At 44.0% G+C, this 13,572-nt stretch carries 11 protein-coding genes; 10 read left to right on the forward strand and 1 reads right to left on the reverse strand.

Annotated features, from left to right (window positions below):
• Positions 1–62: 62 nt before the first annotated feature.
• Entirely contained in the window at positions 63–1,364 is a 1,302-nt protein-coding gene (locus B3F51_RS08890) for a DUF362 domain-containing protein (protein WP_148636377.1), read from the reverse strand.
• Between the two features lie 371 nt (positions 1,365–1,735).
• Between B3F51_RS08890 and B3F51_RS08895 the strand changes: the two genes are divergently transcribed.
• The 10 genes from B3F51_RS08895 (at position 1,736) to B3F51_RS08940 (ending at position 13,564) form a co-directional block, all read left to right on the forward strand.
• Complete coding sequence (locus tag B3F51_RS08895) at positions 1,736–3,391, forward strand: NAD(P)H-dependent oxidoreductase (RefSeq protein ID WP_286946656.1); 1,656 nt, start codon at positions 1,736–1,738, stop codon at positions 3,389–3,391.
• A gap of 209 nt (positions 3,392–3,600) precedes the next feature.
• The gene (gene ilvA, locus B3F51_RS08900) at positions 3,601–4,797 is read left to right on the forward strand and encodes a threonine ammonia-lyase (protein ID WP_070371950.1); all 1,197 of its coding nucleotides are present in this window, start codon (positions 3,601–3,603) and stop codon (positions 4,795–4,797) included.
• A gap of 220 nt (positions 4,798–5,017) precedes the next feature.
• On the forward strand, positions 5,018–5,413 hold the full coding sequence (locus B3F51_RS08905; protein WP_286946658.1) for a hypothetical protein: 396 nt from the start codon (positions 5,018–5,020) through the stop codon (positions 5,411–5,413).
• The gene (locus B3F51_RS08910) at positions 5,400–7,031 is read left to right on the forward strand and encodes an ABC1 kinase family protein (RefSeq protein WP_084633701.1); all 1,632 of its coding nucleotides are present in this window, start codon (positions 5,400–5,402) and stop codon (positions 7,029–7,031) included. Before B3F51_RS08905 ends, B3F51_RS08910 begins: the two co-directional genes overlap by 14 nt.
• A 205-nt stretch (positions 7,032–7,236) precedes the next feature.
• Positions 7,237–9,873: a methyl-accepting chemotaxis protein gene (locus B3F51_RS08915; protein ID WP_286946660.1), complete on the forward strand. Its 2,637-nt coding sequence runs from the start codon at positions 7,237–7,239 to the stop codon at positions 9,871–9,873.
• Between the two features lie 137 nt (positions 9,874–10,010).
• Positions 10,011–10,400 carry a GntR family transcriptional regulator gene (locus B3F51_RS08920; RefSeq protein ID WP_070371108.1) on the forward strand — a complete coding sequence of 130 codons (390 nt, stop codon included), beginning with the start codon at positions 10,011–10,013 and terminating at the stop codon, positions 10,398–10,400.
• The gene (locus B3F51_RS08925; protein WP_148636382.1) at positions 10,381–11,076 is read left to right on the forward strand and encodes an ABC transporter ATP-binding protein; all 696 of its coding nucleotides are present in this window, start codon (positions 10,381–10,383) and stop codon (positions 11,074–11,076) included. The genes B3F51_RS08920 and B3F51_RS08925 overlap by 20 nt, the downstream gene beginning before the upstream one ends.
• Positions 11,070–11,894, forward strand: a complete 825-nt coding sequence (locus tag B3F51_RS08930) for a hypothetical protein (protein ID WP_070371110.1) — start codon at positions 11,070–11,072, stop codon at positions 11,892–11,894. Before B3F51_RS08925 ends, B3F51_RS08930 begins: the two co-directional genes overlap by 7 nt.
• Before the next feature lie 74 nt (positions 11,895–11,968).
• Positions 11,969–12,649 carry an ABC transporter ATP-binding protein gene (locus tag B3F51_RS08935; protein ID WP_070371111.1) on the forward strand — a complete coding sequence of 227 codons (681 nt, stop codon included), beginning with the start codon at positions 11,969–11,971 and terminating at the stop codon, positions 12,647–12,649.
• Positions 12,650–12,688: 39 nt separating this feature from the next.
• Positions 12,689–13,564: a COG1361 S-layer family protein gene (locus B3F51_RS08940; protein WP_187389149.1), complete on the forward strand. Its 876-nt coding sequence runs from the start codon at positions 12,689–12,691 to the stop codon at positions 13,562–13,564.
• Positions 13,565–13,572: the final 8 nt, after the last annotated feature.

Raw genomic sequence — 13,572 nt, forward strand, 5'->3', positions numbered from 1 at the left:
CTTTTGCAATTGATTAACAAAGGGTATCAGGGGGGGATCCCCTGATACCGAGAGTCGAAAATCTATTTGCCAGCAGCCAGTTTCTGAAGATCACCGTTGAGTTGTGCAAAAATGTATACGGGTGCACAACCGGGATAATAGGTTACTGATTTAGCCAGTGAGGCTGCTTCCCGAACTTTGTCTGCTGAGGGGAATAGTTCCCAGCAATCGCCGCAAATAAAGACGTTTTTACCGGCACAGAATTGTGGATCAATGTCTGGCACACCACCGGCGATGACCACGACTTCACCGGATTTAGCCAGGAAGGTTTTCATGTCGATGCCGGAGTTTTTAAATGAGTCCAGAGCTCCTCGAACATTGACAAAGCAACCAGGACAGGTTTGCTGCATGATGCAGGTTAATCCGGCATACATCCCAATGGGATCACCTCCGGGACGTTTAAAATGTTTCATGACTGATTCGATGGAGTTCCCCAGAACGTCGATTTTATCTAAATCGATTTCGCCTTGACCTTCGGTTCCGGCACAGCGGATCGCAGGTATTTCCATCGGTTCAAAGCCCATAATCGAACAGGCGACCGAATCGACAGCGACGGTGTCGGTGCCGGCGACAATCAGGTTCATTTCAATCGGGGTTCCGGCGTGCGGTCCCTGACCTTCCATTCCAATAACGGAATCAACAATCGTCAAATCGGCATGGCGAATTCGATACATGTCAGCCATTTTCTGGCCCAACTCGATCCGGTGGGCACCTTGCTGTTGATCATTGGGGTGACAGTTAGGGATGATCCCATTCCAGTTTTTAAGGCCTAAGGTAACGGTACCGGCCAAATGAACCTTCATTTTTGGCAGGTTGATGACTACATCGGCATCCATAAACGGTTTAAACACGGTGGCATGTTTGAATAATTTGGCCCCTTCAATTTCTACGGGAACGACATCATGTTCGTCGAAATAAATGACTTCGTCAGCACCGCCAAGTTTAGCAGCTTCTTCCATTTTGGAATCTTTAAAAGCAGGTTTGGCCCGGCCAACATGCATGCCTAAGGAAGGGTTATCGCCGACGACGACTTTTCCGGCTTTGGAGTTTTTCTTAACATAAGAAACAACAGCTTCGATGGTTCGGGGATCGACAACGGCGTGGCTTTCAGGCGGGGCCTGGAAAGCAAGGTTCGGTTTAATTAAGACCGTATCGCCTTCCTTGATGATGGTATCAAGGGAACCAATAGCGAGTTCAACTGCTTCGGCAACAGCGGCTTCAATTTTTCTGACATCCTCTTCAATCCGGACATATTTTCCGTTCATGAAAGAGGCATTGCCTTCAGGTTGTGCAACCTTTACAACAGATACTTTTGTTTTACTCATGATAATCTCCTTTTGGTATAGTCACCATATATTTGCCCATAAACATGGACGTGTAATTATATACCCGCAATAATCATGCCAAAACAAAGTACGCTTAAAAAAGCCGGAAACTGGTTTTTTTGATGGTGAATCTGTGTCTCGTGTGTCAAAATGAGACGCTTTTGTGTATCATTATAACACGTGACACACGAAGGATGCCTTAATCCCAGAACTGATAAAACATAAGTTTCAAATTAGGTGTATTCGTCGGCGATGTTTTTTGTTATAATTTTGGGAGATGAGGTATTATATATTAGGAAAAACGATGCCACCAACAGGATCGTTTGTTTGATGACCTTTTTCAGTTAGTTAAATAAGAAAGTGAGGATACCATGCGTAAAGTTCTATTGTTAAACGGCAGTCATAAATCAACCAAAAGCTATACAATGATCATTGCCGAACAATTTGCATCGGGGTTAATTGAGTATGATCCGGAAACAGTCGTCGAGACCATCAATTTAATCCAGAAGAATATTAGTGCCTGTACCGGCTGCCATAGCTGCTGGACGACCACCCCGGGAGAATGTGTTTTTCAGGATGATATGACGGAACTTTTCCATCAATATGAAGAGGCCGACATTGTGATCTGGGCCACGCCGCTGTACCATTATGGGATCTCCAGCGCCATGAAAAAATTTATGGAACGAACCCAACCGGCTTTGCTCCCATTTATTGACAATGAAGGGCGGGGAACCTACGGACATCCCTTCAGGAACCCAGAAAAAATGCAAAATAAAAAACATGTGCTGATCAGCACATGTGGTTTTCCATCGAAAAAGAACAATTATGAAGGAGTCGAAGAACAGTTTAATAATCTTTTTGGCAAGGATAAGTGGGAAAAAATTATTTGCGTTGAAGGTGAACTGCTGGGGATCCACCAGCTGGACAATCTGACCGGCCCGTATCTGGATCTGGTTAAAATAGCCGGAAAAGAATACGGTGAAAACTTGAGCATTTCACCAAAAATACGGGAAGGTCTGGCAAAACCCTTTGTGGAAACGCCAACCTATCTTCAGACAACAAACCTGAGTTGGGGAGTGGATGATACCCGGATGAAGGATTCTGATGGTGGTCTGATCGCCTGGAATTATATGAAAGAGGTTCAGGCTGCCTTTAATCCCAAGATCCGGCCTAAAATGAATGCGGTGCTCCAGATTGATTTTACCGACATAAAAGAACGCTATCAGCTGGTGATCAAGGATGAAACCTGTACCTTACTCCGAAATGATTTTGCCCGGGAGACAACGGCGATCAGCATCACGCTGACCACTCTGGAGCGTATCCTGGAAGGTAAAATTGATGCCGCCCAATCGCTATTAGAAAAAAAATACGCCGTTGTTGGCGATATGCGGGTTTTCAATGCCTTTCTCGATGGCTTGTTTGGACCGGTCAATTTAAATCCCGATAAGAAAAAACGGCTGGTGCCGATCAGTTTTAAAAACACCCCCTACTGGTTCTTTGTGGCAATGTGCCCCTGGATTTTCTGTTTTCTTTTTGCCAATTACAATCCCTTGATTGGAGTAGTGATTCCGATGATGATCAGTGGTATCCTTTGCGGTATCAAGCGGGGCACCGATCTGGTTTATTTTGAACGGGCGACTTTATTAACTTTTTCTCTGCTCAGTTTAATGGTGGTAACCGTTGGATCGGATTATCAGGGAAACACTTTTGCAATCATCGGGTATTTTGCCCTGGCCCTGATTTGGGTCATTTCGACCTTAAAGACGGTTCCATTAACAGCAGACTACACCCACTATTTCAATGGCCGCAACGCCCTTAAAAACGTGTTGTTTCTAAGAACCAATCGGTTGTTATGTTATATCTGGTCACTGGTATTTCTGGCCCAGGCAGGCCTGGCCCTATGGCTTAATACCACGCTGCTGATCAATTTTGCTGCGATCATTCCGATCCTTTTGAGCATCCCAACCTTTGCATTTTCACTGTGGTTTCTAAAATGGTACCCCAGTGAGATGGCCAAACCCAAATAAAAACAGTAAAATATAGGTAATTGCGAAATGAAAAAGCACCGAACAATGGTTGCTTTGAGTGCAGTTTCCACAAACAATTGTGTAACGTGTAGGCGAACAGTTCAGCGAACTGTCCGCCGTACAGTGTAACAATTGTTTCGTGCGAAACTGGGCACAAAGCTCACGGCAGTTTCGCAATTACCTAACAGTAAAATATTATAGGAGAGCTAATGCTAACACTGGATAAAATATACCACGCATCATTTACATTAAAAAAATACATCCGTCCCACCGATCTGATTCATGCGCCCAAAATCTGTCCAGACAGTGATATTTATTTAAAAACCGAAAACCTGCAGATCACCGGATCATTTAAGGTTCGGGGGGCCTGCTATAAAATATCCCAGCTTAGTGACGAAGAAAAAGCCAAAGGCGTCATTGCCTGTTCAGCTGGCAATCATGCCCAGGGAGTGGCGATGGCGGCGGCGATTAATCAGATCAAAGCTCTGATCTGTCTGCCGGACGGTGCGCCGATTTCTAAGGTGGAGGCCACCAAAGCGTATGGCGCCGAGGTTTGTCTGGTTGAAGGCGGCTATGATGAGGCCTATGCCAAAGCCTTGGAGCTTCAGGCTGAGAAGGGTTATACCTTTATCCATCCCTTTGACGATGAGTTTGTCATCGCCGGCCAGGGCACCATCGGACTTGAATTATTGGAAAGTCTGCCGGATCTGGAGGCAGTGATCGTCCCAATTGGCGGCGGAGGTCTGATTTCCGGGATTGCCTATGTCCTTAAATCCTTAAAGCCGGATGTTAAAGTTTATGGGGTGCAGGCCTGTGGCGCACCCAGTATGGAGCTGTCGATTAAAAACAATAAAATCTGTCGGTTACCTCAGGTATCCACCATTGCAGATGGGATTGCGGTGAAAGAACCGGGTGAGTTGACTTTCAGCCTCTGCAGTGATTTTGTCGATGAAATTGTCACGGTGACTGAAGACGAAATCTCGACTGCTATTCTGACTCTGATTGAACAACAAAAGCTTATTGCTGAAGGGGCCGGGGCAGTGGCGGTGGCAGCAGCGATGTTTGGCAAACTACCGATTCAAGGGAAAAAGACGGTCTGCATTGTCTCCGGTGGGAATATTGATGTCACGATCTTATCCCGAATCATTAAACGGGGATTACTTACTTCCGGTCGAACCTGTTCCTTTAACATTGAGCTGCTGGATAAGCCCGGTCAGCTAAAGAAGGTTTCCCAGATTATTGCCGATCTCGGTGGCAATGTCATCTCCATTCACCATGAGCGGAGCAATGAAGGATCAGATATCAATGGCTGTTTTTTGCGGATTGAGTTGGAAACCCGGAATTACGAACACATTCGCCAGATTCGGGAAGGTCTGATTCAAGGTGGTTTTAAATTGCAGAATTAAAATGAAAATAATGCCGTTTGGTGATTGATTTAAAAAGAACGGGGTATATTTCTTGAGATAGGTCTTTTAACATCTGTTTATCGGCGGTGTGCTTTTTTATCAGAACGGGGCGACTCTCAAAAAGAGCACACTGAGATAAATAAAAATTATAACTTCTAAAATCGTTCGATTATTCCAAAGGAAAAAAGAAATAAATTTGATGTAAAACAGGAGGAGAAAAATGTTAACCAATATCAGCGAAGATCTAAAAAAGGTGTTTTTATTTGGTGTCGGAGCGGTGGCGATTACCGCTGAAAAATCAAAGGTTCTCATCGATGAACTGGTGGAAAAGGGTGATCTGACGGTTCAGCAGGGCAAAATTCTCAATGAAGAACTAAAACATAATATCAAAGAAACCATCAGAGATACAGTGACGGTTAATGTAGTCAAAGAAGAAACAGCTCCGAGTGCGAAAGTCGTTATTGATAGTCTCGATCAGATGACCCCCGAAGAGCTTCAGAAGATTAAAGACAAACTGGAGGCGATGACGACGGCAGCCCCAGTTGAGAAGAAAATCATCGAGGTTTCTGATTTAGAAGAAAATGTCAGCGAAAAGGAAATTGATGAACTTAAGTGATGCCGGTGTAACAGTAAAAGATCTAACCAAAAATTCAATGGAAACCAATGGAAGACGGCTTAAAATAATTATTTCCATTCTGGTAAAACATGAGATTACCAAAGGGTTGACTCCGGAAAAGCTTCGATTGATCATTGAAGACCTGGGGCCAACCTTTATTAAAATTGGCCAGATTATGTCGATGCGTCGGGATATTTTTCCCAGCGAGTATTGTATCGAGCTTGAAAAACTGCGTTCGCAGGTTACCCCGATGCCCTTTGATGAATTTATCCGTATTATTGAAGAAGAGTATGATTGCCCGGTCGATGAGGTGTTTCGTACAATCAACCGGGTTCCGCTGGGATCGGCTTCAATTGCCCAGGTTCATGCTGCCGAATTGGTTGATGGTGCCAAGGTGGTGATCAAGGTGCAGCGCCCGGGGATCTATAAGGTGATGGCTCAGGATGTGGTCCTTTTAAACCGGGCCACCGGAATTCTCAATCTTGCCAGCAACATCGGCGATGTGGTCGATTTTAAGATGATCGTCGATGAAATGTGGAGTACTGCCCAGCAGGAAATGGATTTTTTGTTTGAAGCCAAGAATGCCCAATTATTCAACGAGCTCAATGCCGAAATCAAATACATCGGTTGTCCGCGAATTTACAATCAGTTTACGACCTCAAAGGTTCTGGTTATGGAGGACATTGTTGGGATCGAAATCAATGAAAAAAAACGACTGCAGGATGCCGGTTATGATCTTCAGGAAATTGGAGTTAAACTGGCCGAAAATTATGTCAAACAGATCATCGATGATGGTTTTTTTCATGCTGATCCCCATCCGGGCAATATCTTTATCAGAAATGGTCAGATTGTCTGGATTGATCTGGGGATGATGGGGAAACTGTCCAAGCGTGAAATGGGACTACTACGGCGAAGTGTCAAGGCCGTGGCCAGTCGTGATGTCGAAAGCCTGGAAGGGGCCATTCTATCGTTGGGGGTTCACAAGAGTCGACGGATCAATCATTCACTGTTATATGAATCGATTGACCGGATGCTTGATGTCTACGGCACCGAAGAACTCAGCAATATCAATATGGGCCGATTTTTAGAAGAGATTTTGCGGATCGCTGCTGAAAATCATATCGGCATGCCCCGGGGGATCAGCATGCTGAGCCGCGGGATGATCACCATCGAAGGGGTCATTGCCGAAATCTCTCCGGACGCTAATTTTGTCCGGATCATGGCCAATCACATGGCCGGACAGCAGGTTGCCAATTTTGACTTGAATAATTTTATGGAAACAAATCGCAGAAAAATCCTGATCTCCGGCGAAAAGGCCATCAGCGTTCCCGGCCAAATTTCCGATTTTTTGAGTCTGGCCAATAAAGGGCAGCTGAAAGTCAATCTGGAGGTGATGGGTTCGGATGAGCCCCTGGCTGAAATTGATAAGATGGTTAATAAGATCGTGATCTGCATTATTCTGGCAGCGCTTTTAATTGGTTCGAGCTTTATTGCCACCACTGACATGACCCCTCAATTTATGGGGATTCCAGCGCTGGGAGCGCTGGGCTATTTTACGGCAATCATTCTCAGCCTGGCGCTGACAATCTCGATTCATCGCAAGAAACGGAAGCGCTAAAAAAAGATGCTATAATAATATTTGCAAAATGAATTAACAGACTCTTAATTTAAACTTTTCAAAATCTTAACATATGCACTTTCAGCACATGTTAGACTTTTAACAGCGATAAAGATAAACAGGAAACTGAGGATCTTTATCGCTGTTATTTAGTTTCTTAACTATTACATTGATATAAATTAGCAGAAGATGGAGAGAAGTATAAATGAAATGGTTTTATGATTTAAAAATTGGTCGAAAAATAATTTTGGGATATCTGATTATCGCCATGATCGCTGGGGGAATTGGTGCCATGGGACTGATTGGAATTCAAAAAATAAGCCAGCAGGATGTGTATCTTTATGAGAAAATGGCCAAACCACTGGGGGAACTGGTTTATATTGTCGACTCCTTTCAGGGAATTATCGGCAAAGTTGATGATTTAACCCGGGCCACAACGCCGGAAGACATTGATGCCATTGAAAAAGAAATTTTAAAAAGAAACGCTCGATTCGACTCCAATCTTAAAACGTTTCAAACGACCTTGATGGATTCGAAAGCCATTGAAATCGCCGATGAAACCTATCTGCTTAAAGATCAATTTGATGCCATGGTCACCGAAATGATCAATCTGACACGTGCGGGGAGATCAGCCGAAGCAGGAGTTCTAGCAAAGAGCAGTGAGTTTGAAACAATCTATACGCAAATTGAAGCCAATTATCGTGAAATGATGGAGCTTAAACTGGTGATTGTAAAAGATACCGCTAAAAGTAACCAGGCTATTGCGGCATCATCAACTTTGTTAACGATCATCTTGTTGGTTGTTGGAGTAATCCTCTCGTTACTGCTGGGCTTTTTGATTACGTCAACCATCACGAAACCGATGGCTCGAATTAATGTGATGATCAAAGAAATGAGTATGGGTCATTTGGGGATGCGACTGAAGATGGAGTGTCAGGATGAGGTGGGAGAAATGGCGGAGGCCATGGACCATTTTGCGGATGATCTGCAGCACGTTGTCATTGAAACCATGCATCAGATTTCAAACGGGAATCTGTCGGCTAACATTGAGGCCAAGGATGATCAGGATGAAATAACCCCGGCGTTAAAGCAGACCATAAAAACCATTCGGGGACTGATTGCCGAGTCTACTTTGCTAGCTCAAGCAGCTGTTGCCGGGCAGTTGGAGATCCGTAGCAATGCCGATGCCTTTAATGGTGGGTTCAAAGAAATTCTGATTGGCTTTAATCGCACACTGGATGCCCTGGTTGTACCAATAAACGTTGCCGCTGAGTATGTCAGTCAGATTGGATGTGGGATCATCCCCGAAAAAATAGAAGACACCTACTATGGTGATTTCGAAACCTTTAAGAATAGCATCAACGCCTGCATTGATGGCTTAGCGGCGCTGGAAGATGGTAATCGGGTGCTGGGTCTGATGAATCAGAATGATTTTTCTCAGTCAATTCAGGGTGATTACCTGGGGATTTATGCCGAAATTGCCGAGTCCATCAATGGGATTCGTCGGTTGCTGCTGACCATCACACGAATAGCAGGGAATATTCGGGAAGGCAATCTCAGTGATTTGGCCGATTTAAAGCAGAATGGCAAGCGCAGCGAAAATGATAAATTGATGCCGACCCTGGTGGGGATGATGGAAAATATTTATCAATTGGTGGCTGAAACTGAAACCATGGCTCAGATTGCGGTGGAAGGTGATTTAAGCCATCGAGGCGATAGCAGTAAGTTTTGTGGTGAGTATGCCATGGTCATTGAGGGATTTAATCAGACGCTTGATGCGATTATCGAACCGGTCAAAGAAGCATCCAGCGTGCTTCAGGACTTGGCCCAAGGAAATCTTCAAACGGTGGTTAAGGGTGCATACAAGGGCGATCATGCCAGAATTAAAGAGGATCTTAATCAGACGATCACTTCATTGGCGGCCTATGTGGGTGAAATAACAGGTACGTTGGCGGCAATGGGACAGGGTAATTTAAATCAGGAAATTACCACCGAATTCAGAGGCGATTTTTCAGCCATCAAACGATCACTTAACGACATCAATCGGCAACTGAGTACCACCCTTGCCGATATTGATGGGGTTTCAGCCCAGGTGGAGGGAGGTGCCATCCAAATTTCTGACAGTAGCCAGGCATTGGCACAGGGGACGACCGAACAAGCCAGTTCAATTCAGGAATTGTCGGCATCGATTGAGGAAGTGGCCGTTGAAACCAAAGATAATGCTAGTCGCGCCAATGAAGCCAATGAGCGGGCGCTGGCAGTGAGAACAAATGCCATCGATGGCAATTCCCAAATGCAGAAAATGGTGGCCGCTATGACAGCGATTAATGAATCGTCACAAAATATTTCCAAAATTATCAAGGTTATTGATGATATAGCATTCCAGACCAATATTTTAGCCTTGAATGCCGCAGTGGAAGCGGCCCGGGCCGGACAGTACGGCAAAGGTTTTGCAGTCGTTGCCCAGGAAGTCAGAAATCTTGCAGTACGCAGTCGATCCGCCGTCAAAGAAACCACCAGTCTGATTGAAGGCTCCATTGATGCGGTAAAAGTTGGTAGCCGAATCGCCGATGATACAGCGCTCAGCATAAAAGAAATTCTGGCAGAGATTGAAATTGTTACCGATCTGGTAAAAAATATTGCCGAGGCGTCTCATGATCAGGCTTGCGCGATCGAACAGATTAATCAGGGAATTGAAATGGTATCGACGGTAGTTCAAACCCATTCCGCCACTGCCGAACAAAGTTCTGCCGCCAGTGAAGAGCTGTCCGCACAGGCACAGCTGCTTAAACAGATGGTTAGTGCTTTTGAAATCAAAGAAGTCGAAGCCGTGATATATTAAAGCGGTATGCTGAGTTAACTTCAAACAGAGCTCTCGGAGTTCTGTTTTTTTCTTTTTTGTTTAATAACGCTTGACAATTTAATTAAATAGTATTATTGTATTAATCAAGTAATACAATAATACAAAGGAGGACAGCCATGAAATGGATTATCGATTCCGATCGCCCCATCTATAAACAGTTGGTGGAACAAATAGAGCTTAGAATCATTTCCGGTATTTATGCACCGGGAGAAAAACTTGAATCAGTGAGAGAGATGGCAATGGATGCAGGCGTCAATCCCAATACGATGCAAAAAGCATTGGCAGAACTGGAAAGAATGGGACTCGTCTTTGCACAACGAACCAGCGGCAGATTTATTACGGAGGATATGAAAGTGATAGAAGAAGCAAAAAAGGGTTTGGCAGTTCAGGAAATTAGCGCATTCCTTGAAAAAATGAAAAAGTTGGGGATGGGTCGTAATGAAATATTGGAATTGATGGAAAAGATCGAGGAAGGGGAGAAGGAAGATGACCATATTAAGCACTAAGAATTTAACCAAAAGCTATGGAAAGAAAACAGCCCTTTCCCAAATCAACCTGGAAATATCCCGGGGCCGGATCATTGGATTACTGGGACCAAACGGCAGCGGGAAAAGCACCTTTATAAAGATAGCAGCTGGTTTGCTGGTGCCAACAGCAGGGGAAATTATTATTGACGGTCAGCCTCCAGGGGTCGATACCAAAGCGAAAGTATCATATTTATCGGAACGAACCTACCTAAATGATTGGATGCGGGTCAGTGAAATCATTGCTTTCTTTGAAGATTTTTATGCTGACTTTAATCGCATTAAAGCTGAAAACATGTTAAAAGATCTAAATATCAACCCTGATGATCGACTCAAGACCATGTCCAAGGGAACCAAGGAGAAAGTGCAACTGATCCTGGTGATGAGCCGTCAAGCTGAGCTCTACCTCCTGGATGAGCCCATTGGAGGGGTGGATCCAGCCGCCAGAGACTATATATTGAATACGATCATCACCAATTATAAAGAAGAGGCCTCGGTAATTATTTCGACGCATTTGATTGCTGATGTTGAGCAGATATTGGATGACATTATTTTTATTAATCAGGGCGAACTGGCATTGAGTTCCAGTGTGGATGAAATCCGGGAAACCCATAATAAGTCTGTGGATGGATTATTCAGGGAGGTTTTTAAATGTTAGCAAAATTAATTAAGCATGAAACTAGGGCCACCAGCCGAATTTTTATTCCTCTTTACGGCGCCCTGTTGATTTTAACAGTTTTCACCAAATTGGTGATGGCAATTGGTGCTCCGGATTTCTTTTCTGAAGCGGTATCCAATAATAAGGTAGCGGAAATCATTTTAGGTATCAGCTTCACTCTCTATTTTGTGCTGGTAGTAGCCATATGTGTGATGACGTTGGTCATGATCATTCAGCGCTTTTATAAAAATTTATTTACTGACGAAGGCTACCTGATGTTTTCGCTGCCAGTTAAAACCTGGGAGCTGGTATGCTCCAAACTTGTCGTTGGCCTAATCTGGTCGGCTGTTTGTACAATTATGATTTTTTTGACTTTTTTTATCTTCTCGCTGGGGAACTTTTCGATGATGGAGTTGACTCAGGCGATCCGGTCAGCTTACTCAATGTTTTACCTGCAGACTGGAATGGAACTGAATTTTTTTATTTTTGAAATGATCATTTTTTTACTGGTTGAAACCGTTGCTTCGATTCTGATGATCTATGCAGCCATAGCCATTGGCCAATTATTTAATCAGCACCGGATTGTCGCTGCGTTTGGGGCTTATATCGTCATTACGATTGCACTCCAGATTATCATGTCGATTTTTATGACTGTTTTTGCCATCGGAAATCTGGAGAACAGTGTTCTAAATGGCAGCGATGCCATCACTACCATCAATTGGCTTCTTAATAGTTCAACCGTACTTAATGTTGTAATGGGAGTGGGTTTTTATTACACGACCCTAACCATTATGAAAAAAAGACTAAATCTGGAATAATTTGTGTTGATTTGTGTTATAATAATCTGCAATTAAATGGTTGAAAAAGATAAAATGAAAGCGGGGCGATCTAAATATTTATTCAAGTCAGAGATTTGCACAAAGATTTCAAGTTGGGGAAGGAAGACATTCATATCCTCAAGGGAATCGATCTGGATATTGAACAGGGAGAAATGGTGGCCCTGCTTGGTCCTTCAGGATCAGGCAAATCCACCTTTTTAAACGTTCTGGGGGGACTGGTACCGCCTACTTCCGGCGACATTATGATTCGTGATTATCGCATCAGCGACATGACTGAAAATGAACTGTGTCTGTTTCGCAGGGAGCACCTGGGATTTATTTTTCAGTCCTATAATCTGATTTCCACCATGACAGCCATGGAAAACGTTGCACTGGCACTAACCTTTGCCGGGGTCAAAAAAGAAATCCGGCAACAACGGGCACAGGAAGCGCTGGAAGTTGTTGGCTTAGTGGATCGGATGGGACACAAACCAAGTGAACTTTCTGGAGGCCAACAACAGCGGGTGAGTATTGCCCGGGCGCTGGTTAATCATCCGGAAATAATTCTGGCCGATGAGCCAACCGGGAATCTGGACTCCAAAACCAGTGCCGACATCATGGAAATGATTACCCGACTCAATCGGGAAGAGAAGCAGACCTTTGTCATCGTCACCCATGATCCGGATACGACTAAATACTGTACCAAGGTAATCCACATGTGTGATGGCCTGATTGAGGCCGAAGTCAATCAATAAACATTGATCAGAATGAATACTCAAAGAAATGGAGAAATTATGAAAGAAAGAACAAAAATCGAAATGAAGACAAAACCGCTGCTTTCAGCCCTATTGGTGATTATCCTGCTATCATTATGTTTTATGCCAACAGCTTTGGCGGCACCGGAACAACCGTTGCTTCAGATCAGTTCAGTCACTTTCAATCCGGCGACGGTATCACCCGGTAAGGAATTCAAGATGGTGGTTACCTTAACCAATCACGGTGACTATGATGCCCATAATGTAACCCTGGATGTATTGTCCCAGTCGGGCGCGAATGACTTGGGGGTCTTTTCGATGGTAGGAAGCGGCAGTCATTTCTATCGGGAAGAAATTCCTTCTGGTGAAAGTGCAACGATTGAGATTCCCATGGTGACATCACCAAATGCTGAGGCTAAAAATTATAATTTAAATTTGCAAATCAATTGCGAAACCAGTGGTGGCAGTGTTTATAATTTCACAGAAACAGTGGGGATTGTAATCAATGAAAGTGAATCGATGTCGATTATTGCCCCAGATCGTTTTGTTTTAGCTAAGAATGATAAAGGGGTTACCCCGATCAATTTTGAAATTGCTAATTTTGGATCAAATCCGGTGCGTGGGGTGCAGGTTAGTGTATCTGCTGATGGTGTCGATTTCTCCAAAGATTATCAGTATTATGGCACCTTCGAAAAAGATGATAACGATGACTTCTCCGCTGATGTCACCACGAGTCAAAGTGGTGAATTTCCCGGGAAAATATCCGTAAAATACATGGACAGTTTCAATAATGAACGGGTGATTGAAAAAAACATTACCATTGTTTCTGAGGAAGCCACAACTCAGACGGCGGAATCGGGAGACGAGAACTTTTTTCAAAAATTTCTCAGAGTAGTCTTTGGCATTGGCGCTTAGCGGGGTGA

Origin of the sequence: Acetobacterium sp. UBA5834 (assembly GCF_002435675.1) — a bacterium.
Taxonomy (GTDB): Bacteria; Bacillota; Clostridia; order Eubacteriales; family Eubacteriaceae; genus Acetobacterium; species Acetobacterium wieringae.